At 71.4% G+C, this 21,299-nt stretch carries 19 protein-coding genes and 1 pseudogene; 8 read left to right on the top strand and 12 right to left on the bottom strand.

Annotated features, from left to right (window positions below; genetic code table 11):
• Positions 1-43: 43 nt before the first annotated feature.
• The 6 genes from HED23_RS22340 to HED23_RS22365 all read left to right on the top strand — a co-directional run bounded on the left by HED23_RS22340 (position 44) and on the right by HED23_RS22365 (position 6,268).
• Positions 44-1,258: an FAD-dependent monooxygenase gene (locus HED23_RS22340; protein ID WP_203185159.1), complete on the top strand. Its 1,215-nt coding sequence runs from the start codon at positions 44-46 to the stop codon at positions 1,256-1,258.
• Between the two features lie 23 nt (positions 1,259-1,281).
• The gene (locus HED23_RS22345; RefSeq protein WP_203185160.1) at positions 1,282-2,322 is read left to right on the top strand and encodes a cupin domain-containing protein; all 1,041 of its coding nucleotides are present in this window, start codon (positions 1,282-1,284) and stop codon (positions 2,320-2,322) included.
• Between the two features lie 34 nt (positions 2,323-2,356).
• Positions 2,357-3,223, top strand: a complete 867-nt coding sequence (locus HED23_RS22350) for a fumarylacetoacetate hydrolase family protein (RefSeq protein WP_203185161.1) — start codon at positions 2,357-2,359, stop codon at positions 3,221-3,223.
• Positions 3,224-3,323: 100 nt separating this feature from the next.
• Positions 3,324-3,773: a MarR family winged helix-turn-helix transcriptional regulator gene (locus HED23_RS22355; protein WP_203185162.1), complete on the top strand. Its 450-nt coding sequence runs from the start codon at positions 3,324-3,326 to the stop codon at positions 3,771-3,773.
• 110 nt (positions 3,774-3,883) lie between these two features.
• Complete coding sequence (locus tag HED23_RS22360) at positions 3,884-4,699, top strand: IclR family transcriptional regulator (protein ID WP_238442078.1); 816 nt, start codon at positions 3,884-3,886, stop codon at positions 4,697-4,699.
• A gap of 246 nt (positions 4,700-4,945) precedes the next feature.
• The gene (locus HED23_RS22365; protein ID WP_203185163.1) at positions 4,946-6,268 is read left to right on the top strand and encodes an MFS transporter; all 1,323 of its coding nucleotides are present in this window, start codon (positions 4,946-4,948) and stop codon (positions 6,266-6,268) included.
• Between the two features lie 74 nt (positions 6,269-6,342).
• On the opposite strand, the gene HED23_RS22370 is transcribed toward HED23_RS22365, so the two are convergent.
• The 9 genes and pseudogenes from HED23_RS22370 to infC form a co-directional block, all read right to left on the bottom strand.
• Entirely contained in the window at positions 6,343-6,873 is a 531-nt protein-coding gene (locus HED23_RS22370) for an NUDIX domain-containing protein (RefSeq protein ID WP_203185164.1), read from the bottom strand.
• Between the two features lie 87 nt (positions 6,874-6,960).
• Positions 6,961-8,302, bottom strand: a pseudogene (locus HED23_RS22375) (transcriptional regulator).
• A 358-nt stretch (positions 8,303-8,660) separates the two neighbouring features.
• Entirely contained in the window at positions 8,661-11,171 is a 2,511-nt protein-coding gene (pheT, locus tag HED23_RS22380) for a phenylalanine--tRNA ligase subunit beta (protein ID WP_203185165.1), read from the bottom strand.
• Complete coding sequence (pheS, locus tag HED23_RS22385; protein WP_103516630.1) at positions 11,171-12,298, bottom strand: phenylalanine--tRNA ligase subunit alpha; 1,128 nt, start codon at positions 12,296-12,298, stop codon at positions 11,171-11,173. The genes pheT and pheS overlap by 1 nt, the downstream gene beginning before the upstream one ends.
• A 116-nt stretch (positions 12,299-12,414) precedes the next feature.
• Positions 12,415-13,569 carry a sensor histidine kinase gene (locus HED23_RS22390; RefSeq protein ID WP_203185166.1) on the bottom strand — a complete coding sequence of 385 codons (1,155 nt, stop codon included), beginning with the start codon at positions 13,567-13,569 and terminating at the stop codon, positions 12,415-12,417.
• A gap of 140 nt (positions 13,570-13,709) precedes the next feature.
• A complete protein-coding gene (locus tag HED23_RS22395) occupies positions 13,710-14,549 on the bottom strand; it encodes a TrmH family RNA methyltransferase (protein WP_203185167.1) in 840 nt (279 codons plus the stop codon).
• A gap of 162 nt (positions 14,550-14,711) precedes the next feature.
• Positions 14,712-15,095 carry a 50S ribosomal protein L20 gene (rplT, locus tag HED23_RS22400; protein WP_003970214.1) on the bottom strand — a complete coding sequence of 128 codons (384 nt, stop codon included), beginning with the start codon at positions 15,093-15,095 and terminating at the stop codon, positions 14,712-14,714.
• 115 nt (positions 15,096-15,210) lie between these two features.
• Positions 15,211-15,405, bottom strand: coding sequence for a 50S ribosomal protein L35 (gene rpmI / locus HED23_RS22405; protein ID WP_003970213.1), 195 nt, complete (start codon positions 15,403-15,405; stop codon positions 15,211-15,213).
• Between the two features lie 120 nt (positions 15,406-15,525).
• Positions 15,526-16,293: a translation initiation factor IF-3 gene (gene infC / locus HED23_RS22410; RefSeq protein ID WP_238442079.1), complete on the bottom strand. Its 768-nt coding sequence runs from the start codon at positions 16,291-16,293 to the stop codon at positions 15,526-15,528.
• A gap of 281 nt (positions 16,294-16,574) precedes the next feature.
• Between infC and HED23_RS22415 the strand changes: the two genes are divergently transcribed.
• Complete coding sequence (locus tag HED23_RS22415; RefSeq protein WP_203185168.1) at positions 16,575-16,940, top strand: DUF1844 domain-containing protein; 366 nt, start codon at positions 16,575-16,577, stop codon at positions 16,938-16,940.
• A gap of 54 nt (positions 16,941-16,994) precedes the next feature.
• Here the strand turns inward: HED23_RS22415 and HED23_RS22420 are convergent, their stop codons facing one another.
• A complete protein-coding gene (locus tag HED23_RS22420) occupies positions 16,995-17,771 on the bottom strand; it encodes an SseB family protein (protein WP_203185169.1) in 777 nt (258 codons plus the stop codon).
• Between the two features lie 86 nt (positions 17,772-17,857).
• Here HED23_RS22420 and HED23_RS22425 point away from each other — a divergent pair, with 86 nt between their 5' ends.
• The gene (locus HED23_RS22425) at positions 17,858-18,757 is read left to right on the top strand and encodes a serine hydrolase (protein ID WP_203185170.1); all 900 of its coding nucleotides are present in this window, start codon (positions 17,858-17,860) and stop codon (positions 18,755-18,757) included.
• Positions 18,758-18,790: 33 nt separating this feature from the next.
• Here HED23_RS22425 and mycP read toward each other — a convergent pair whose 3' ends face one another.
• On the bottom strand, positions 18,791-20,053 hold the full coding sequence (mycP, locus tag HED23_RS22430; protein ID WP_203185171.1) for a type VII secretion-associated serine protease mycosin: 1,263 nt from the start codon (positions 20,051-20,053) through the stop codon (positions 18,791-18,793).
• Entirely contained in the window at positions 20,050-20,913 is an 864-nt protein-coding gene (locus HED23_RS22435; RefSeq protein ID WP_203187596.1) for a hypothetical protein, read from the bottom strand. The genes mycP and HED23_RS22435 overlap by 4 nt, the downstream gene beginning before the upstream one ends.
• Positions 20,914-21,299: the final 386 nt, after the last annotated feature.

A 21,299-nucleotide genomic window follows, 5' to 3' on the forward strand; every position in this document is an offset into this window, starting at 1 on the left:
CGCCTTCCATCGGTGTCCTCCACTTCCCTGCCAAGGAGGCCATATGCCCGCGACCCCTGTTCCACTCCGCATCGCCGTGGTCGGTGGCGGTATCGGCGGTCTGGCCGCAGCGCTGTCCACCGCCCGCGCCGGTCACCATGTGACCCTGGTGGAACGCGCCGCCCAATTCGGGGAGATCGGAGCCGGCCTGCAGCTCGCCCCGAACGCTTCTCAGGCCCTCGAAGAACTGGGGGTGCTCAAGGCGGTCCAGCGCACCGCGGTCGCCCCGCCCCGACTCGTGATGATGGACGCCCTGAGCGGAGATCAGGTCACCTCTCTCGATCTCCGCAGCCCGGCGTACACCGGGCGCTTCAGCCATCCCTACCTGGTCACGCACCGCACGGACCTGCATGCCGCGCTCCTCACCGCCTGCCAGGAACACCCCGCCGTCACGCTGCGCACCGGACACACCGTGACGCACGCCGAACAGGACGACTCCGCGGTGCACCTGCATTTCGCCGAGACGACGACAGAACTGACGGCCGACGCGGTCGTGGCGGCGGACGGCCTGCACTCGCGCCTGCGTCAGGCCTTGGTCGGGGACGGCGAGCCGGTCTGCTCGCGCTACGTGGCGTTCCGCGGTGCTCTTCCTGCGGACAGGATGACCGGCCGGATGTCACAGCACGCCGCTTCGGACGCGGTGATGGTCTGGGCCGGACCACGCATGCACCTGGTGCAGTACCCGGTACGGCGCGGCGAGCTCTACAACCAGGTCGCGGTGTTCGAGAGCGACCACTACACACCGGACTCCGACGCCTGGGGCACCGAGGCGGAGCTCGAGGAACGCTTCGCGGGAACCTGCCAGGCCGTGCGTGACGCCTTGCCCCTGATAGCCCGGGACCGGCGCTGGCCTCTGTTCGACCGTCTCCCCATCGGCGACTGGGTGCACGGCCGGATCGCACTGCTCGGCGACGCCGCGCACCCGATGCTGCAGTACCTGGCCCAAGGCGCTTGTCAGGCACTGGAAGACGCCGTAGCCCTCGGAGGGGCGCTCGGCCGGTTCGCCGACCCTGCCGACGCCTTCGCGGCGTACGCCGATCAGCGCCGCGAGCGCGCGGCCCTGATCCAGACCAACGCCCGCCGCTTCGGCGAGATCTGCCACCTGGAGGGCATGGGGGCCACCCTGCGGAACCAGCTCTTCGCTTCACGCAGGCCCGAGGACTTCGACGACGTCTCCTGGGTGTGGACGCCGTCCCCGGCCACCGTCCCCATCCCGTGATCCAGCAACCGCAGGAGGACACCATGACGACCGACGAACTCGCCTACAAGGCCCTGCCGGGACTGGGTGCGGCTCCGCTCTGGCGCTACTACGGGAACCTGTTCCCCGCCCAGCCGAAGAGCCGCGCCGTTCCCTACCGCTGGAGCTGGCAGGAACTGCGGCCCCTCCTGCTGCACTTCTCCCGGACCCTCTCGCTGGAAGAGGCCGAACGCCGGGTCCTCATGCTCGTCAACCCCGGTCTGACCGATCCCCCGGCCACCGTCAACACGCTCTACGCCGGACTGCAGGTCATCCTGCCCGGCGAGACCGCGCAGGCCCACCGGCACACGTCCAACGCCTTCCGTTACATCCTGGAGGGCAGCGGCGCGTGGACGACGGTCGACGGGGAGCGCGTCTTCATGGCTCCGGGTGATCTGCTGCTCACCCCGGGATGGCACTGGCACGACCACACCCACGAGGGCGACGCGCCCATGATCTGGCTCGACGCCCTCGACTACCCGCTGGTCAATGCCCTGGAAGCAGGCTTCTACGAGAAGTTCCACCAGCGCCTCCAGCCCGTCACACGAGCGGACGACGCGGGCAGCAGGCAGTTCCTCCACGGCAGGCTCAATCCCGTCTGGCTCTCGCAGGACGGGCCCAACTCCCCCGTCACCCGTTACACCTGGCAGGAGACCCAGCGGTCACTGGAGGGCATCGCCGACACGGCGGAGGGAAGCGACGTCGACGGCATCGTCCTGGAGTACACCAACCCGTGGACGGGCGGCCCGGTCATGCCCACCATCGGCTGCCGCGTCCAGCGCCTGCGCCCCGGATTCCAGGGAGCAGGCCGTCGGCACACAGCCTCCACCATTTTCAACGTCGTCCGCGGTGAAGGCGCCACGATCGTGGACGGCGTACGACTGGAGTGGGCCGAGCACGACACCTTCGCCGTGCCCAGCTGGGCCTCCTACCGTCACCTGAACGCCTCCGTGTCCGACGACGCGGTCCTGTTCTCGTACAGCGACGAGCCCGTCATGCGCTCCCTCGGCCTCTACCGCACCGAAGACGCCGACCCCGGCGCCTGATCTCCCCCACCCGACACTTCACAAGGAGGCCACGATGCGTCTGGCCCTGTTCAACAAGGGACGCCTCGGCATCGTCGACGGCGACGACCTCGTCGACGTGACCGGACAACTCACCGGAACCGGCACCCCGGGTGCGGCCGGTGCGCTGCACCAGCACATCGAGACCGTCGCACGCGACGGAGCGGTACAGGTCGACCTCACAGGCTGCGCTCGCGTTCCGCTCGGCGAAGCGGCCCTCGAAGCACCCCTGCCCCGGCCCGGGAAGGTCGTCGGCGCACCGGTCAACTACCTGGACCACAAAGCCGAGATGGCCTACACCACCTCGGTCGCCGACCTCGGGGTCTTCCTCAAGGCCAACTCCTCGGTCATCGGCCCGGGCCAGGACATCGTCCTGCCCTACACCGACAAGCGCACCGACCAGGAAGGTGAGCTCGGCGTCGTCATCGGACGCACCGCCAGTCATGTCTCCGTGGACGACGCGTTGGACCACGTCTTCGGCTACACCTGCGTGCTGGACATCACCGTGCGCTCAGGCGAGGACCGCTCCACACGCAAGTCGTTCGACACGTTCACACCGATCGGGCCCTGGATCGTCACCGCGGACGAGATTCCGGACCCCGACTCCCTCGACCTGCGCTGTGATGTCGGTGGCGCCACCCGGCAGCGCACCAACACGGCCGATCTGATATTCGGGGTCGCGGAGCTGATCGCCTACACCTCGTCCGTCATGACGCTCCACCCCGGCGACGTGATCGCGACAGGCACGCCCGCCGGAGTGGGACCGCTCAGCCACGGGGACCGCGTCGTCCTGGAGATCGACCGGGTCGGCCGTCTCGAAGTGGGTGTCGACGGCTCCCGGGCCACCCCGTACGAGCAGCGCCCCGGACGACGGGACCGCTGACGGAAGGTCGCGCACAGGGTGGTGCCGCGCACTCCTAGACTCCATCCAGACCGGCTGTCTCCCGGCCGGCACCACCTAGACGACGGACGGAGGGAGCACCGTGGCGCGCGCACTGGAGCTGCCCAACTACATCGGCCATCTGATCCGGCGCGCCGAGCAGGTGCACACGGCTCTCTGGGCCCAGCACGTGTCCCGGGAGATCACCTCCCAGAAGTTCGCCATCCTCAACGCGCTCAGCCGGGAGCCCGGCGTGGACCAGCGGACTCTCGCACGCCTCACCTCGCTGGACCGCTCCACGGTCAACCTGATGATCCGCCGCCTGACCGAGCAGGCGCTCGTGAGCCAAGTCCGCGACGAAGAAGACCGCAGGCGAACCCTGCTGAGTCTCACCGACGAGGGGGCCGCGCTGCTCGATTCCCTGATCGCTCCGGCAGAACGGATCAACGAACTACTCCTCAGATCACTTCCCGAGGGTGAACGGGCGATAGCCATTGACATCCTCAGCAGACTTGCCTCGCTGGATGAGGAGTCGCTCCGCGGCCGAGCATGAGACCTGACAGGGCGCCCTTCGGATGAGCCCCGCCCAGTGCTCGGACTTCACCCCTCTGTGAGGAACAGGGACTGCCGGACGACCGCACCACGGGCGAAGAAGGTGTCACATTGACATACGACCGCCTCAGGACCGCTGCCCCGCCGAGCCGACGGCCCGGACAGGAGCCTGCACCGGCCGCCGGCACGGGCCCCGTCATCGGCCGCGCCCTGCAGATCCTCGGCGCCTTCACCGCCGAGCATCCGTACCTGTCGCTGAGCGACCTGGCCCGGCGAGCGAGCCTGCCCGTGTCGACCGTTCACCGCATGCTGGGAGAGCTCCTCGCCTGGGGAGCCCTGGAGCGGGACCCGCAGGGACGCTACCGAGTCGGACTGCGGCTGTGGGAGGTCGGATCCCTCGCGCCCCGCAGCCAGGGGATACGCGAGCTCGCGCTGCCCCACCTGCACGACCTCTGCGCCCTCACCCGCGAGAACGTACAACTCGCGGTCCGGGACGAGTCGGAGGTCGTCTTCGTGGAGCGCATCGGCGCCGACGGCGCCGTGCCCACTCTGACACGGGTGGGAGGACGGCTCGCCATCACTGCCACAGGCGCAGGACTCGTACTGCTCGCCCACGCACCGGCCCGGGTGCAGGACGAAGCGATGGCCCGGCCGATCCAGCGGCATACCCCGTACACCCTGACCGACCAGGTCCACCTCAGGAGAGTTCTCGCCCAGATACGCGTGTGCGGATACGCGGTGAGTGACCGGCAGCTGTCCACGGACACGCTGTCGGTCGCGGCCCCCGTCACGACCGCGGACGGAGAGGTGGCAGCAGCTGTCTCCGTCGTCGTCCGGCACGGATCCACGCGTGTGGGACCTCTCGCAGATCTGGTGCGCTCCGCCGGCCGAGCTGTCTCGCGGGCACTTCGCACGCCCGTCCCCTGAGTCGCTCCCTCCCGTGACAAATACCTTCCCGCCATCCGGAAAGACACCTGTCCACCGAACGCCGCCGCTCTCAATATGACTGCACCGACAGCCGAACCGGCCGGGCGTCACGCGGCGCTCCGGGGTTCAGTCGGCACACCGCAGTCGACAACGGAGTGCTGCCATGTACATGTACCTCGCATGCCCCACCCAGCAGCGAGTCATCCGATGAGCGCCCGCCTCAAGGATGCCTTGGACGACGGGCCCATGAGCCGTTTCCAGTGGAGTGCGATCGCCATGTGCGTACTCCTCAACACCCTCGACGGCTTCGACGTCCTCGTCATGTCATTCACGGGCAAGACGATCTCCGGCGAATGGCGTCTCGACTCCGGCACACTCGGGCTCCTGCTCAGCAGCGGCCTGGCAGGCATGGCCCTGGGAGCACTTCTTGTCGCCCCCTGGGCCGACCGGATCGGCAGGAGGCCCGTCATCCTGGCAGGTCTGGCCGTCGCAGCAGGTGGCATGGTGCTTTCGTCGATCAGCCAGAACTGGCAACAGCTCGGCGCACTTCGCCTCCTGACCGGCGTCGGCATCGGCGCGGTGCTGGCCTGTAGCAACGTCATCGCCGGAGAGTTCGCCTCACGCCGCTGGCGCGGTCTGGCCGTCAGCCTAAACTCCACCGGGTACGCCGTGGGCGCAACGGTCGGCGGCATCTCGTCGGTCGCGCTCATCGACCATCACGGATGGCGGTCGGTGTTCCTGGCCGGCGGACTGGCCACCCTGGCTGTCATTCCGCTCGCCTTCTGGCTCCTGCCGGAGTCCCTCGACTTCCTCATCACCGGAAGGCCCAGGAACGCCCTGCACAGGGTCAACACACTCGCCCGTCGCATGCGACAGTCCGAACTCACTTCACTACCCGACACGGGCAAGACGGGGCACTCCGCCACAAGTGGATTCCGTAGCCTCCTGGCGCCGGGCCTGCGGCGCCCCACCCTGGTGCTGTGGGGAGCGTTCTTCCTGGTCATGGCTGCCTTCTACTTCGTCACGAGCTGGACGCCGACCTTGCTGGTGGAAGCCGGCATGTCGTCGAAGCAGAGCCTGACCGGCGGCACGCTCCTCAACCTGGGCGGCATCTTCGGCACCGCTCTCCTGGGTGCACTGGCCGCGCGCTACGCGCTCATCAGCGTGCTGCGCACCTACCTCTTCGTGGCCGCCGCACTGGTCGTGGCGTTCGCGGCCTCCACCGGCACCCTCGTCCTGGCTTTCTGTGTCGGCGCGGTCATCGGTGTCGCCGTGAACGGGTGCGTCGCCGGCCTCTACGCGCTCACACCGGACATCTACCCGACCGAACTGCGCGCCACAGGCGTGGGAGCGGCCATCAGCGTCGGCCGGGCAGGCGCCATCATCGCCCCTTCGGCGGCAGGCTGGCTGTTGGACGCGAACTGGACACCGTTGGCGCTCTACGTAGCAACGGGAGTCGTATTCGCCGCTGCGGGATTGCTCCTGTCTGCCATGCGTACCACTCGGCCGGCATCCGGCGCCCCGTCTCTGAGCTCCCGTGTCCGCGGCGACGACCACTTGATCGCATGACGGCCGCCGAAGTCCCACCGGTGCGGCGGGGCGGCCGGGTACTCCCGGTCTCCCGCCGCACCGGTGCGGTGGCGTCACCCCAGCCGCATGTGATGGAGCATCAGCAGACCGGCCGCCATGTTGGCCGCCGGCACCTCACCGCGCGCGACCATGTCCGGTACCAGTTTGAGCGGAACCCATTCGCGGCGGCTGGACTCGAAGTCGTCCGCCGGGTGGCCGGTGTACGTAGCTTCCCGGGACCAGAAGAGATGGTGCCGGGCGTCGACGAGACCGTTGGCCGGTTCCACGGTCATCAGCGGACGCAGCTCGCCGGGGCGCCAGCCGGTCTCCTCCTCCATCTCCCTCGCCGCCGCGGCAGCGATGTCCTCACCGTCCTCGACCACGCCCGCCGCTAGCTCCCAGCCCCAGCTGTCGGTGATGAACCGGTGCCGCCACAGGAGCAGCACCTCGTCGGCCTCGTTGACCACGGTCGCCGCGGCGACGGCCCTGAGCCGGATGAGGAAGTGGTCCAGGTGCCGGCCGTCGGGGAGAACGACATCCGCCAGATTGACCCGGAACCAGCGGTTCTCGTACACCGTCTGTTCGTTTAAGTTCGTCCACTGCACAGTTCTGCCACCTTCCGACTGGTCGATGGCAATATCGGAGCAGGGTCCGCCCCGCAGGGGAACGCGTGGAGGCTCCCGGGGCGAGGCTCACAGAGGCACGCGCAGCGCCCCGTCGATGACGCGGGCCGCCGCCGCGGCGTCGGCACTGCCGCTCGCCGCCAGGTGCTCCCGCACGGAGCGCAGCCGGTCCCGGATCCGCTGGGACTCCATGCCCCGGGCGCGTTCGGCCATTTCCGAGGCCGTGCGGGCCGCCTTGTCCGCCTCTCCCTGGAGCAGTTCCAGGTGGCTGAGCATGGCGAGCCGGTGCACGGTCCCGCGATCGTGCGCCGGGGAGCGTACGGCCGTGGCGGCGTGCTCCCGGGCACCCTGGAGATCCCCCAGCCGCAGCAGCGCCTCCGCCACCTGGATGTTGACGAGGCCCGGCTGGACGTACCCCGTCTCGTCAGGTTCGCCTCCGCTCCGGATCCGTCCGGCCTCCGACTCGGCACGGCGGATGCACCCGAGGGCGCTGCGGTGGTCGCCGAGCTGGGCGTATGCCTTGGCCTGCATCGAGTGCAGGTCGGTGGCCAACGCCGGGGTGATGTGCGGACCGGCCGCCCGCAGGGGCCGCCTCGGCGAAGGCAACGGACCGGCGGAATTCGGCCAGGTACAGGGACTGGTTCACGAGCAGCGCGATCACATAGCCGCCGAGCCCACGGTCCCCGCTGGCCTTGGCGAGGCGCAGTGCCTGGTGGAAGTAGCGCTGGGCGAGTCCATGGGCGTCGGAGTCGTAGGCGCAGATGCCCGCCACGGCCACCAGCCCGGCGGTCGCCCGGTGGAGCTGGCGGCCCGTCGTGTCGCTGTACCCGCTGCGCAGCAGCGGCGCTGTCTCCGCGTTGAGGAACCCGACGATGCGGGACCTGGTCGCGAGGCCGCCGGCCTTCCTGTACATCTGCTCGTAGTGTGTGCGGGCCGCGCGGAGCATCGATATGTCAGCCATGCTCACGCGGGACGGCCCGGGGCGGGAGACATCGGCGTCCTCGGGAGGGTTCTCCCACTCCCAGACCGGCATCACGGCTGTCGTGCCGGTGACTGCGGGCACGGTGGCGAGATCCGGACGCTGCTGTTCGTCCGAGCGCCACAGGGCGGTCGCCCGCTCGACGAATCCGCAGAGGCCGGCGCTCCGGTCCGCCGCGTACGCCCCGGAGATCCCCATGCCGATGTCGTCGAGCGTGACGGGCCGGTCCAGCCTGCCCGCGAGGACTTCGCAGATCAGGTCGGGGACCTGCCCGCGCGGGCGCTGGCCCTTGAGCCAGCGGGCGACCGCCGTGTGCTCGTAGCGCAGGCACAGCCCACGGGCGTGGCCGGCCTGGTTGACGTGGCCGGCGAGCCCGGCACGGGACACACCCGCCTCGTCGATCAGGGATTCGAGCAGGACGTTGGGCTCCATTGCCCCCCCATGTGCGCGTCGCGATGAGCCTAGTGGAGCACGATTCACACGGGGTGTGAACGGAATGCCCGAACCGTCCTGCTGTGCGCTCTGCCGCGCCGGGGCGCCGCTCGGTTGAATGAGTGCCTCGCAAGAGGCGGCCGGGTCGTCGGCTCCCCCTCGTAACAGTTCGACGACCCGCCCCCGCGCCGTTCGTCCTGCCGGCCTGCCCGACACTCCGTGGCAGGGCGTACGGCGCCGGACCGCTCGGCCCACTGCCCCGATGACAGACGGGCCGTGTGCGGTCCCCGGGCCGCCCCGCGAGAGCAGAAGGGGCATATCCGGTGGCCGGATACGCCCCTTCTCAGCACTCGGGGACCTACGCGCCGCGCAGGACCGCGCCCGTGCGCTCGTTGGCCAGGGCGACCGCGGTGTCGCGGGCCGCCGAGGCCTCCTCCACGGTCAGCGTGCGGTCCGGGGCACGGAACCGCAGCGCGTACGCCAGGGACTTCTTGCCCTCGCCGATCTGCTCGCCGGTGAAGACGTCGAACAGCCGAAGCGATTCGAGCAGGTCGCCGGCGCCTTCGCGGATCGCCTTCTCCACCGCGTCGGCGGGGACACCCGAGTCCACGACGAGTGCGACGTCCTGGGTCGCCACCGGGAAGGTGGAGATCCGGGGCGCCTGGAGCGCACCGTCGACGGCCTGCTCCAGGACGTCGAGCTCGACCTCCATGGCGCAGGTCCGCTCGGGCAGATGGAGCTCCTTGACGACGCGCGGGTGCAGTTCGCCCGCGTGTCCGAAGAGGGTCTCCACGCCGTCGACCGTGACGTACAGCGCGGCGCAGCGGCCGGGGTGCCATGGTGCGTGCCGGTCGGCGCGGACCGTCACCTCGACGCCGGCCTCACGGGCGATGCTGCGCGCCGCCTCGACGGAGTCCGCCCAGTCGGCGGGGCGGCCCTTGCCCCACCAGCCGGCCTGCTCGCGGGCGCCCGCGAGGACGACGGCGGCGCGGCGCGGCTGACGCGGGAGCGCCGCGTCCAGTCCGGCGATCTCCTCGTCGGTGGGACGGCGGTCGACGGGCAGCCGCACCGCCTTGGTCTCCTCGCCGGTCGGCCTGAAGACGAGGCCGGTCTCGAAGAGCGCCAGGTCATGGCTGCCGCGGCCGTCGTTGCGCCGCAGTGCGCCGAGCAGGCCGGGCAGCAGCGTCGTGCGCAGCGCGGGCTCCTCGTCGGAGAGCGGGTTGACGAGGGTGACCGTGCGGCGCCGCGCGTCGTCCTTCTCCAGGCCCAGCTGATCGAGGACGGCGTCGCCGATGAACGGGTAGCTGAGCGCCTCCACGTAACCGGCGCCTGCGAGTGCCCGGCCGATGCGGCGGTGCAGTCGCTGGCGGTCGGTGAGCCCGCGACCGGAGGGCGGCGTCGGCAGGGTGGACGGGAGGTTCTCGTACCCCTCCAGCCTGATGACCTCTTCGGCCAGGTCGTTCGGCTCGGCGAGGTCGGGGCGCCAGGACGGCACCGTGACGATCAGCTCGTCCTGCCCGTAGACGTCGCAGCCGACCTGCTGGAGGCGGCGTACGACGGTCTCGCGGCCGTACCCGACACCGGCGACCCGGTCGGGGTGGTTCGCGGACATCGCGATGGTGCGGGGCCCGGACGGGGCGGTGATCTCGGTGACGCCGGCCTCGGCCGTGCCGCCCGCGAGGAGGACGAGCAGGTCGACCGTGCGCTGCGCGGCAGCGGCGGCGGCCTGCGGGTCGACACCGCGCTCGAAGCGCTTGGACGCCTCGGACGTCAGCTTGTGACGGCGCGCGGTACGGGCGATGGCGATCGCGTCGAAGTGCGCGGCCTCGATGACGACCTCGGTGGTCCCGGTGTCCTCGGCGTGGTCGGCGATCTCGGTGTCGGCGCCGCCCATGACCCCCGCGAGGCCGATCGGCCCGCGGTCGTCGGTGATGACGAGGTCCTGGGCGTCCAGGACCCGCTTGGCGCCGTCGAGCGTGGTGAGCTTCTCGCCCTGCTGCGCGCGGCGCACCCCGATCGTCCCCGAGACGCGGGAGCGGTCGTAGGCGTGCAGCGGCTGGCCGAGCTCCAGCATCACGTAGTTGGTGATGTCGACGGCCAGCGAGACCGTGCGCATCCCGGCCTTCTGCAGCCTGCGCTGCATCCAGATCGGGGAGCGCGCCTCGGGCCGCAGGCCGGTGACCGTCCGCGCGGTGAAGTTGCTGCATCCGATCGGGTCGGAGACCTTCACCGGGTAGCCGTGCGCGTTGGGCGGGGGCACGTCCAGGAGCGCCGGGTCGCGCAGCGGCAGCCCGTACGCGATGGCGGTCTCGCGGGCGACGCCGCGCATCGAGAGGCAGTAGCCCCGGTCCGGCGTGACGGCGATGTCGAGGACCTCGTCGACGAGCTCCAGGAGCTCGATCGCGTCGGTGCCGGGCTCGTACTCGGGCGGCAGCACGATGATGCCGTGCGTGCCGTCGTCGCCCATGCCGAGCTCGTCGGTCGAGCAGATCATGCCGTGCGAGGTCCTGCCGTACGTCTTGCGCGCGGCGATCGCGAAGTCACCGGGCAGCACGGCGCCCGGGAGGACCACGACGACCTTGTCGCCGACGGAGAAGTTACGGGCGCCGCAGACGATCTCCTGCGGTTCGCCGGTGCCGTTGGCGGTACCGACGTCGACGGTGCAGAAGCGGATGGGCTTCTTGAAGCCCTCCAGCTCCTCGATGGTCAGGACCTGTCCGACGACCAGGGGGCCCTTGAGGCCCGCGCCGGTCTGCTCGACGGTCTCGACCTCGAGTCCGACGGAGACGAGCTCGGCCTGTACGTCACGGCCGGTCTCCGTCGCCGGCAGGTCGACGTATTCCCGCAGCCAGGAAAGCGGGACGCGCATCAGATCTCCATCCCGAACGGCCGGGTGAACCGGACGTCGCCCTCGACCATGTCTCGCATGTCCTCGACGTTGTGGCGGAACATCAGCATCCGCTCGATACCGAATCCGAAGGCGAATCCGCTGTACTTCTCGGGGTCCACTCCGCAGGCGACGAGCACCTTCGGGTTGACCATGCCGCAGCCGCCGAGCTCGATCCAGCCCTCGCTGCCGCAGGTGCGGCAGGGGCGGTCCGGGTTGCCGACGGACTCGCCGCGGCAGACGTAGCAGACCATGTCCATCTCGGCGGACGGCTCGGTGAACGGGAAGAAGTTCGGCCGCAGCCGGGTCTTCATGTCCGGGCCGAAGAGCGCCTGGACCATGTGGTCGAGGGTGCCCTTGAGGTCGGCCATCGTGAGGCCCTCGTCGACGGCGAGCAGCTCGATCTGGTGGAAGACCGGGGTGTGCGTGGCGTCGAGCTCGTCGGTGCGGTAGACCCGGCCCGGGCAGACCACGTAGACGGGGGGCTTGCGGCTGAGCAGCGAACGCGCCTGGACCGGCGAGGTGTGCGTGCGCAGCACGACGCCGGACTCGTCGCCCTTGGCACCGTCGGCGCCCTGGACGAAGAACGTGTCCTGCATCTGCCGGGCCGGGTGGTCGGGCACGAAGTTCAGGGCGTCGAAGTTGAACCACTCCGCCTCGACCTCGGGGCCCTCGGCGATCTCGTAGCCCATGGCTACGAAGACGTCGGCGACGCGCTCCATGATGGTCGTCAGGGGGTGGCGCGCACCGGCCGGGGTGCGGTCGTAGGGCAGCGTGACGTCCACGGCCTCCTCGACCAGCACCCGGGCGTCACGCTCGGCCTCCAGCTCGGCCTGGCGCGCGGCCAGTGCCTTGGAGACGGCGCCGCGGGCCTGGCCCACGCGCTTGCCCGCCTCGGCCTTGGCCTGGGGCGGCAGCGCGCCGATCTCCCGGTTGGCGAGCGACAGCGGCGAGGTACCACCGGTGTGCGCGGTCTTCGCCTGGGCGAGCGCGTCGAGGTCGCCCGCGGCGGCAAAGGCGGCGAACGCCTCGTCCCGCAGGCGCTCGATCTCTTCCGGTTTCAGTGCCTCGACCTCGACTGGGTCGTACGACTTGTTCGGTGCCGACATCTCTTCCCGTGCTTCCGATTGGCTGGTGGCGCGACCTCCGACTCGACGGCCGAGGGCGCAAAGGTGCCAAAGGTCGAGTCTACGGGCCGCCGAGCGGCGAAGAAGCCCGTGGCTGCTCAGGCGAGATACGCCGGGGCTGCCACGGGCAGGATAAATCGGAATTCGGCGCCGCCGCCCGGGGCGCGGTCCACCGTGATGGTGCCGCCGTGCGCCTCGACGATGCCCTTGACGATGTACAGGCCCAGGCCGGTCCCGCCGCGCTTGCTCCCCCGCCAGAAGCGGGTGAAGACGCGGCCCATCGACTCCTCGGGGATGCCGGGACCTTCGTCGCTCACGGTGACTGCCGTTCCGTTCTCGTCGCTCTTCGCCGGTGCGGGCGCAGGGGCGATCTCAATGGTGACGGTTCCCTCGCCGTGGCGCACCGCGTTTTCCAGCAGGTTGCCGAGGACCTGGTCGACCTTGTCCGGATCGGCCCAGAGCGCGGGCAGCGGCTGCCGGGTGTGCACGAGGAAGCGGTCGGGCGCCTGGCCGTTCGCGGTGAGTGCCTGGATGTGGCGCTCGACGGCCGCGGAGATGTCCACGGGCTGGCGGCGCAGCTCCAGCCGGCCGGAGTCGATGCGGGAGATGTCGAGCAGCTCGGCGATGAGCCGGGTGACGCGGTTGGCGTCCGCGTCGACGGTCTCCAGCATCAGCCGCTTCTGGTCGTCCGTGAACCGCTCCCACTTGGCCAGGAGCGTGGCGGTGAAGCCCTTGACCGAGGTCAGCGGGGAGCGCAGCTCGTGGGCGACTGTCGCGATCAGCTCGGCGTGGCTGAGCTCCGTGCGTCGGCGCGCCTCGGTGCCGCGCAGCGACACGACGAGCCGCCGGACCGGACCGGTCGGGGTCTCGCGTACGTACCGGGCCGATACCAGGACCTCACGGCCGCCGGGGAGCAGCAGATTCCGCTCGGGCTGGCCGACCCGGGTGGCGAGCCCGCCGTACGGGTCCGTCAGGTCCCACCAGCGTCGTCCCTTGAGGTCCTCCAGGGGCAGTGCCTGGTGCAGGGACAGGCCGAGCGCGGCGGACCCGGGTGTGGCGGTGATCCTTGCCGCGGCCGCGTTGAAGCAGATGACCTTGCCGTTCTCGTCGGCGACGACGAGACCGTCGGGCAGATCGTCCGGGTCGATGCCCGTCGCGGGGTCCCCCACGGTCCGGCTCGCGCCTGTCCCGTCGGAGAGGGCGCGCACGGCGGCCGTGTGTGTCGCTCGCGGCCCGCTCATGCCGACAGCCATCTTCCCGTACCCCACCTCTCGAACCGGTGCAGTGGGCCCCCGAGTTCGTCACCCTACTAGGCGCCGGCGGCCGGGCGACACCCTCGGGGCGGGCACCGGCGGGGTGTGGCCCGTATCGATCGGTGGGGCGCCGGCGGGGATCAGCCCGCGCGGCTCGGGCGCTGGGCCCGCGCGGAGGCGTAGAGGCACACGGCGGCGGCGGTGGCGAGGTTGAGGCTCTCGGCCCTGCCGTGGATCGGGACCCGGACCACGGCGTCGGCCAGGGCGCGCGTCTCCTCGGGGAGGCCCCACGCCTCGTTGCCGAACACCCAGGCGGTGGGCCCCCCCATGGTGCCCGCGTCGAGCTCGTCGTCGAGGTCGTCCTCACCGGCGCCGTCGGCCGCCAGGATGCGCACGCCGGCGTCCCGGAGCCCCTGCACGGCCTGCTCCACGGGTACGCCGACGGCCACCGGCAGGTGGAAGAGCGAGCCGACGGAGGCGCGCACCGACTTGGGGTTGTAGAGGTCCACGGAGGCGTCGGTGAGCACGACCGCGTCCGCGCCGGCGGCGTCCGCGCAGCGCAGCACCGTGCCCGCGTTGCCGGGGTCGCGCACGTGGGCGAGGACGGCGACCAGGGTGGGCCTCGCCGCGAGGATGTCCTCGAAGGGCGAGTCCAGGAAGCGGCAGACACCGATGAGGCCCTGGGGGGTGACGGTCTGCGACACGTCCGCGAGCACGTCACCGTCCGCGAGGTGCACGCGTGCGCCGGCTGCGCGGGCCGCGTCGATGATGCCTGAGTACCGGTCGGCCGCCTCGACGGTGGCGAACAGCTCGGTCAGGGTGGGCTCGCCGTCGCCGCCCCGGTGCGCTGCGGCCTCTCGTACGGCCTGCGGCCCCTCGGCGATGAATCTGCGCTCCTTGCCGCGGAAGTTGCGCCTGGCCAGCCGGCGTGCGGCGGCGATTCGCGGCGATCGCGCGGAGATCAGTTCGGGGGTGCCCATGGTCGGCGGCGAGCCTCTCTGCGTAAGTCAGCTTCTCTGCATACGTTTCTCCGCGTACGGCTGACTACGTACGCGACACGTGGTGCAACGCACCGGACCCGCAGACGGCACACGCCTGCGGGTCCGGCTCGAAACGCTGGAACGTCGGAAGTACTGCCTGGATCAGGCGGCCTTCGGGGCGTTGACGTCGCTCGGGAGGGCCTTCTGGGCGACCTCGACGAGCGCGGCGAACGCGTTGGCGTCGTTGACCGCGAGCTCGGCCAGGATCTTGCGGTCCACCTCGATGTTGGCGGCCTTCAGACCCTGGATGAGGCGGTTGTACGTCATGCCGTTCTGGCGGGCAGCCGCGTTGATGCGCTGGATCCAGAGCTGGCGGAAGTCGCCCTTGCGCTTCTTGCGGTCGTTGTAGTTGTAGACCAGGGAGTGGGTGACCTGCTCCTTGGCCTTGCGGTACAGGCGCGAACGCTGACCGCGGTAACCGCTGGCGGCCTCGAGGATCGCCCGGCGCTTCTTGTGGGCGTTTACCGCCCGCTTGACGCGTGCCACTTTTAACTCCTTGCAGCGGGGCTGGGAATCGCGGTGTCGACTCACCAGCCCGGAAACGAATTGGTCCCGGTCGGATGGAGGATCGTGCCCCCGGATTCACCGGAGGCGTCGCCCTCTACTTGCCGAGAAGCTTCTTGATCTTCTTGGCGTCGGCCGGAGCCACGACGACCGTGCCGGTCAGCGAGCGGGTCTTCTTGGACGACTTGTGCTCGAGCAGGTGGCGCTTGCCGGCCCTCTCGCGAAGCACCTTGCCGGAGCCGGTGATCTTGAAGCGCTTGCTGGCACCGCTGTGCGTCTTGTTCTTCGGCATCGCGCCGTTATCTCCTCGTCAGTGGCGCCCCTCACGGTGCGGGCACCGGACTGCAGGGGCGTCAGATCTTTGGGTGGTTTCCGAGGGACCCGGGGGCGCCTGGGTGGCGGCCCCCGGAGGTCACGCCTCGGAAGGTGTCTCGGCCGGAGCCTCGGCCGCTGCGGCGGGGGCCTCAGCGGTCTCACCCTCGGACTCGGCGTCGGGGGTGTATCCCTGACGCTCCGCCTTGCGGGCGGCCTGGGCCTCGCGGGCTTCGGCCATGGCTTCGGTCTTCTTCTTGTGCGGGCCCAGAACCATGATCATGTTCCGGCCGTCCTGCTTCGGGTTCGACTCGATGAAGCCGAGGTCCTCGACGTCCGAAGCGAGACGCTGGAGCAGTCGGAAACCCAGCTCCGGGCGGGACTGCTCACGACCACGGAACATGATCGTGATCTTGACCTTGTCCCCCTGCTTGAGGAACCGGACGACGTGACCCTTCTTGGTGTCGTAGTCGTGCGGGTCGATCTTCGGCCGGAGCTTCATTTCCTTGATGACCGTGTGCGCCTGGTTCTTGCGCGCCTCACGGGCCTTCATGGCCGACTCGTACTTGAACTTCCCGTAGTCCATGAGCTTGCACACGGGGGGACGGGCTGTCGCCGCCACCTCGACCAGGTCGAGGTCGTACTCCTGTGCGAGCTCCAGGGCCTTGGCAAGCGGAACAATCCCGACCTGCTCGCCGCTGGGACCGACAAGTCGCACCTCGGGAACGCGAATCCGGTCGTTGATGCGGGGCTCGGCGCTGATGGATCCTCCTCGGTAGCACCACGCGACCGCCTGGCGGACAGCCGCGTAACGTCTATGTATGACCAACCGAGCCGGGAAAGCAGAAAAGCCCCGGACGGAACACATGCGGGGCTCCTGGAACTACCGGAACACCGCCGCGTGCAACCGCGGGGCGCAATCGGGCGGCCCCATCGTCCGTACGGAACGATGGCTGCCACCAGACCGGTGACCCGCCGTCCCGGGGGACGGTCAGGTGGGAGATCGGAGCCTCCACTTGTGGGCCGGTCACATAGGTGTCCGGCCGGTCGTTACACAAGGTTAGCAGCCTGCCCGCGCGTGCGCTAATCCCGTGTCCCACCGTGCTCCCGCGGGAAGGACGCGCGCGGCCGGGCCTTATCGTGTGGGGCATGAGCGACGCGACCACCCCCAGCACCGAGAACCCCGGCTTCGACGACATGGCCCGCGACATCGCGGAGGTCCCCGCGGTCGAGGTGATCGTGACCGTCGCGGTCAATCTGATGAGCGCGGCAGCCGTGAAGCTCGGCCTGACCGAGGAGGGCGAGGCGCACAAGGACCTCGACGAGGCGCGCAAGCTGGTCCAGGCACTGGCCGGGCTGCTCGACGCGAGCGTCACCGAGATCAGCACCTTCCACGCCTCGCCGCTGCGCGACGGCCTGAAGTCGCTCCAGCTGGCCTTCCGTGAGGCGTCGCTCGTACCGGACGAGCCGGGCCAGGGCCCGGGCGAGAAGTACACGGGTCCCGTCTACGGCTGACCGTCCCGCGCCTCTCGAGCCCGCCGCCCGCGAAAGGTGGCGGGCTCGTGCGCGTCAGCGGCTGAAAAGGGGCTCGCCCGGGGCCACCGCGTCGGCCGGCAGCAGCGCCAGATCGATGCCGCTCACCAGCCGGGCACGCAGCACCTCGCTGGCCGCCAGCGCGTCGGCGACCCTGCGGGCGGCGTCCGCGACCTCGGCGTCCGGGGAGAGGACCAGGGCGAGGGTGCCGTCCGCCCGGCCGGGGCCGAGGTGGGCACGCAGCACCGCGGGCTCGGCGGCGACCGCTTCCCGCACCGCGGCGACGACGGCGGGATCGTCGAGCGGGTCCGCGCTCGTGCGGTTCTCGGCCAGGGCCAGCAGCGCCGGGCCCGTCAGCTCGAAGGCGACGGGTCCCGCCAGGTCCAGCACCACCGTGTCCGCCTTCTCGTGCGCGGCGGCCCGCAGTGCCTGGTGCAGGGGTACGGCGACGGGGCGCGCCCGGGGATCCCAGCGGGCCAGCGAGGCGGTGGACGTGAAGGCGGGCAGGGCGCGCCGGCCACCGGCCTGAAGGGTCGGCACGGCCATGTCGCTGGTCTTCTCGCGGCGCAGCCCGCCCACCCGTCGCCCGCCACCACCCTTCCCAGGAGCTTCGCGCCCCTCCTCACCGTCCTCCTCGACCTCGCCGAGGACCGCGACGACCGGCACGAGGAGCCGGGCGCCGCGGAGGGCGGCGAGGACCGGGCCGACGGCCGTCCGGTCCTCTGCCCAGGCCGCGAGGGCCGCTGTCAGTTCGGGCGAGGCAGTGCCGTCGTCGTCGGAGAAACCGGGGTCCGGGATGTTCTTGAGCGCCACACGACGAGCCTAGTGGGTCCCCTCTCCCACCTAGGCGACAGGTCGGGCACAGGCTGCTGCCAGCTGCCCTTCCTAGCGTCCGGGCCATGCCCCGTCACAGAACTCGCAGGCCCGCGCTGTCCGGCCTCGTGACCGCCGCCGTGCTGCTGGCCGCCTCCGCGGGAGGCACGTATCTGGTGGTTCGTCCACCGGATGACGCATCCACGGCCGTGGCCGCCGTATCGTCCGCTTCGAGCCCGCCGGCCGTGACGGGCGGGAGCGAGGAGCCTGAGGTGGATCTCGACGCGGAGCTGGCCGACGCGCTGGCGCCCCTGGCGGACGGCGCCGACGTGACGGTGGCCGTGCTGGACACGGAGAGCGGCACGGGTGCCGCGTACGGGGACGGGGCGTACGACACCGCCAGCATCGTGAAGGTCGACATCCTGGCGGCGCTGCTGCTCCAGGCGCAGGACGAGGGCCGGGAGCTGAACGGCGCGGAGCACGCGTACGCGGAGGCCATGATCCGGCGGAGCGACAACACCTCGGCCACCGAGCTGCTCAAGGTGATCGGCGGGGAGGACGGACTCGACGCGGCCAACGAGCGCCTGGGGCTGACCGCGACGAAGGCCGCCCACGCGTGGGGGCTGACGCAGACCACGGCCGCCGACCAGGTGCGGCTGCTGGAAGCGGTGTCCGGGACGGACTCGGAGCTGTCCCCGGCCTCTCGCGCGTACATGACGGAGCTGATGGGCCAGGTCGAGGCCGATCAGCGGTGGGGGGTGTCCGCGGCGGGCACCGGCGCGGTGCTGAAGAACGGCTGGATGCCCCGGACGACGACGGGGCTCTGGGACGTCAACAGCATCGGGCGGGTGGAGAGCGGCGGGCACACCCTGCTGGTGGCGGTGCTGTCGCGCGGGCACGCGACGAAGGAGGCGGGCATCGCTCTCGTGGAGTCCGTCGCGAAGGCCGCGGCCGACGTCACCGGAGCGGTGGCCGAATCGCGCTGAGGCCGGTGCGCGGGGCGTGGCCGGGCCGCCCGCTCAGCGCAGGGGGCCGCCGGTGGGGAACGGGCTGTACCCGGGTACGGCCCGGTTCCCGCCCCCGCCGTTCCTGCCGCCGCCGTTCCCGCCGCCGCCGTTCCTGCCACGCCACAGCACCACGGCCAGGGCGAGGAGTACGGCGCCGAGACCGCCCGCCGTGGGGGCCAGCCAGCCGGCCGGGTCCCCGTCGCCCGGCTGCGGGGCGGGGCCGGAGCCGAAGTACTCGTCGCGGTGATCCGCCCCGGCGGCCCGCGCGCCCGTGTCGTCCGGGCGCAGCTTCGCCCCGGCCTGTATCGCGGCGGCGGGGTCGACCATGCCGTAGCCCCTGGCGTCGTCGCGGCCCCCCGCGGGGGCGTTGCCGGCCGTCTCCGCGAGCAGAGTCTTGATCTGCGCGGGCGAGAGACCCGGGTGTGCGGCGCGCACGAGGGCCACGGCACCGGAGACGAACGCCGACGCGGCGGACGTGCCCCACTCGATGTAGTAGTGCTGGTCGGGATTGGCCACGACGATGTCGACGCCCGGCGCGCTGACGGTCGCGTACCAGCGGCGGGTGGAGAAGGCCGCGTGCGTGCCGTACTTGTCGACGGCCGCGACGGCGATCACGCCGGGGTAGGCGGCGGGGTAGGAGATGCGGTCGCCCTTCTCCCCGCTGTTGCCCGCCGAGGCGACGACGGCCACGCCCTTGCCGAGGGCGTACTGCACGGCTGCGTCCTCGCCCGGCTCCGGGTGTGCCGACTCGCTGTCGTCACCCAGGGAGAGGTTGATGACGTCGGCGCCCTGGTCGGCCGCCCAGCGGATGCCGTCGGCGAGTGCCGTTCCGCGTGACTCCCGGGCCTTGGCGCGTGACGGGTCGCCGGACTCGAGGATCACCCGCACGGGAAGGATCTTCGCCTCCGGGGCTACCCCGAGGACACCGTCGTCCCGCCCCGGGCCGTTGCCACGGCCCGCGATGATGCCGGCCATCGCGGTGCCGTGCAGCGCCCAGGAGCGGTCTCCGCGTCCGGCGCCGAACCCTATGAGGTCCTTGCCCGGGAGGACCTGGCCGGCGAGGTCGGGGTGGGCGTCGTCGACCCCGGTGTCCAGGACCGCGACCGTGATGCCCTCGCCCTTCGTGGTCTGCCAGGCGGTGTCCGTGTGGAGGGCCTCCAGGCCCCACTGCTGGTCCCGGATGGCGTCGGCGTGCGCGGGGACGGCGGGCAGCAGCGCGAAGGCGGTTGCCGTGGCGACGGCCGCGAGCGCCCGGCACCGGCGCAGACGGGTCATTCCCTCTTCTCCGTGAGGTCGGTGACGGTCCTGCGCAGGGTGCGCTCCACCCGGTCGGCGATGCCCTTCGCCTCGTGGCCGAGTCCCGCCTGGGCGGGTGCGGTCGTGGCTCCGTCCGCCATGGCCTCGGCCGCGGCCTGCGGCTCCGTGACCGTACGGCCGTCCGCGAAGCCGGAGACGGCGAACACGACGACGGGCACCTCCGTCAGGACGTGGACCGTCCAGCTGGCGCGCTGCCGGTCGCCGAAGCCGGCGGCGACGGTGCCGGCGACCGGGTAGGTACGGGGCATCAGGTCGGAACGGCCGGCGAGGCGCTGGGTGGTGAACCGGGTGCTGAGCGCGCCCATGGCGTCGGTGCCGGCTTCGGTGAAGACCATGCCGACGGTGGTGACGCTGCTGCGCGTGGCGTCGGTGTAGGTGGCGCGCACCAGGCGTTCACAGCCGACCGGGCCGAGCGTCTTGAGCAGCAGCGGGTCCAGCCCCGCCGCGCAGCCGCTGTCGTTCGCGACGGCGATCCTGGTCCAGACCCGGTCGGTGGCTCCCGGACCCGCGCCGTCGCCCTTGAGGGTGCGCGGGAAGAGGGTGTCGACGGGCACGCTGTGCCAGGCGGAGCGGCCCACGGTGTACGCGCTCGTGTAGCCGGGCTCGGCCGCGGAGTCCTCGGTGAGCCATCTGCCGGTGACCGCGCCGCCGATGAGCCCGAGGCCGAGCACGGCACAGACCGCCGCCGCGGCGGTCCTGACGGGGTTCCGGGCCTTGACGGGGCGGAGCCGGGTGGTGGTCTCGGCGGGAGTCTCGGCGTACGCGTAGTACGCCCCGGGCGGGGCGGGGGCCGCTCCGGGGCGCGGGGTGAGGTCCACCGCTCCGACGGGCCTGCGCCTGGTGGCGGCGGGTGGTGGCGGCGGACCGGGATGCACCGGCGGGACGGGGCGGAGCCGGGTGGTCGTCTCCACCGGCGGGGCGGGCTCACCACGCGGGGCGGGCGGGACGGCAGCCGGCGGGCCGGGGGCGGTGCCGGTCACGGGTGGCGCGGACTCCGGACGCGGGACCTGCGGTACGGACGGCGGGCCGGCCGGCCGGGGCGGCACTGGAGCGCGCTGCGCTTCGGTACTCATCCGTCCCCCTGGTCCACGTCCCCGTACCGCCCACGAGCACCCTTGCGCACGGGGCCCGTGGGTCGATCGTGTACCGGTCACTCTACGGGGTGTGCGGCACCCCGTGGGAACGGGACGGCGGGTGCGGGACG

The sequence above is a fragment of the Streptomyces pratensis genome, assembly GCF_016804005.1.
GTDB classification, from domain to species: Bacteria; Actinomycetota; Actinomycetes; order Streptomycetales; family Streptomycetaceae; genus Streptomyces; species Streptomyces pratensis_A.

What these genes read in the sequence shown, in the direction of transcription:
- HED23_RS22390 (WP_203185166.1), bottom strand. Translation starts at nt 13,569, where the DNA reads ATGGCTGTCGGCATGAGCGGGCCGCGAGCGACACACACGGCCGCCGTG.
- HED23_RS22395 (WP_203185167.1), bottom strand. Translation starts at nt 14,549, where the DNA reads ATGGGCACCCCCGAACTGATCTCCGCGCGATCGCCGCGAATCGCCGCC.
- HED23_RS22350 (WP_203185161.1), top strand. Translation starts at nt 2,357, where the DNA reads ATGCGTCTGGCCCTGTTCAACAAGGGACGCCTCGGCATCGTCGACGGC.
- pheT (WP_203185165.1), bottom strand. Translation starts at nt 11,171, where the DNA reads ATGCGCGTCCCGCTTTCCTGGCTGCGGGAATACGTCGACCTGCCGGCG.
- HED23_RS22345 (WP_203185160.1), top strand. Translation starts at nt 1,282, where the DNA reads ATGACGACCGACGAACTCGCCTACAAGGCCCTGCCGGGACTGGGTGCG.
- HED23_RS22365 (WP_203185163.1), top strand. Translation starts at nt 4,946, where the DNA reads ATGAGCCGTTTCCAGTGGAGTGCGATCGCCATGTGCGTACTCCTCAAC.
- rpmI (WP_003970213.1), bottom strand. Translation starts at nt 15,405, where the DNA reads ATGCCGAAGAACAAGACGCACAGCGGTGCCAGCAAGCGCTTCAAGATC.
- HED23_RS22425 (WP_203185170.1), top strand. Translation starts at nt 17,858, where the DNA reads ATGCCCCGTCACAGAACTCGCAGGCCCGCGCTGTCCGGCCTCGTGACC.
- infC (WP_238442079.1), bottom strand. Translation starts at nt 16,293, where the DNA reads ATGTGTTCCGTCCGGGGCTTTTCTGCTTTCCCGGCTCGGTTGGTCATA.
- mycP (WP_203185171.1), bottom strand. Translation starts at nt 20,053, where the DNA reads ATGACCCGTCTGCGCCGGTGCCGGGCGCTCGCGGCCGTCGCCACGGCA.
- HED23_RS22415 (WP_203185168.1), top strand. Translation starts at nt 16,575, where the DNA reads ATGAGCGACGCGACCACCCCCAGCACCGAGAACCCCGGCTTCGACGAC.
- pheS (WP_103516630.1), bottom strand. Translation starts at nt 12,298, where the DNA reads ATGTCGGCACCGAACAAGTCGTACGACCCAGTCGAGGTCGAGGCACTG.
- HED23_RS22340 (WP_203185159.1), top strand. Translation starts at nt 44, where the DNA reads ATGCCCGCGACCCCTGTTCCACTCCGCATCGCCGTGGTCGGTGGCGGT.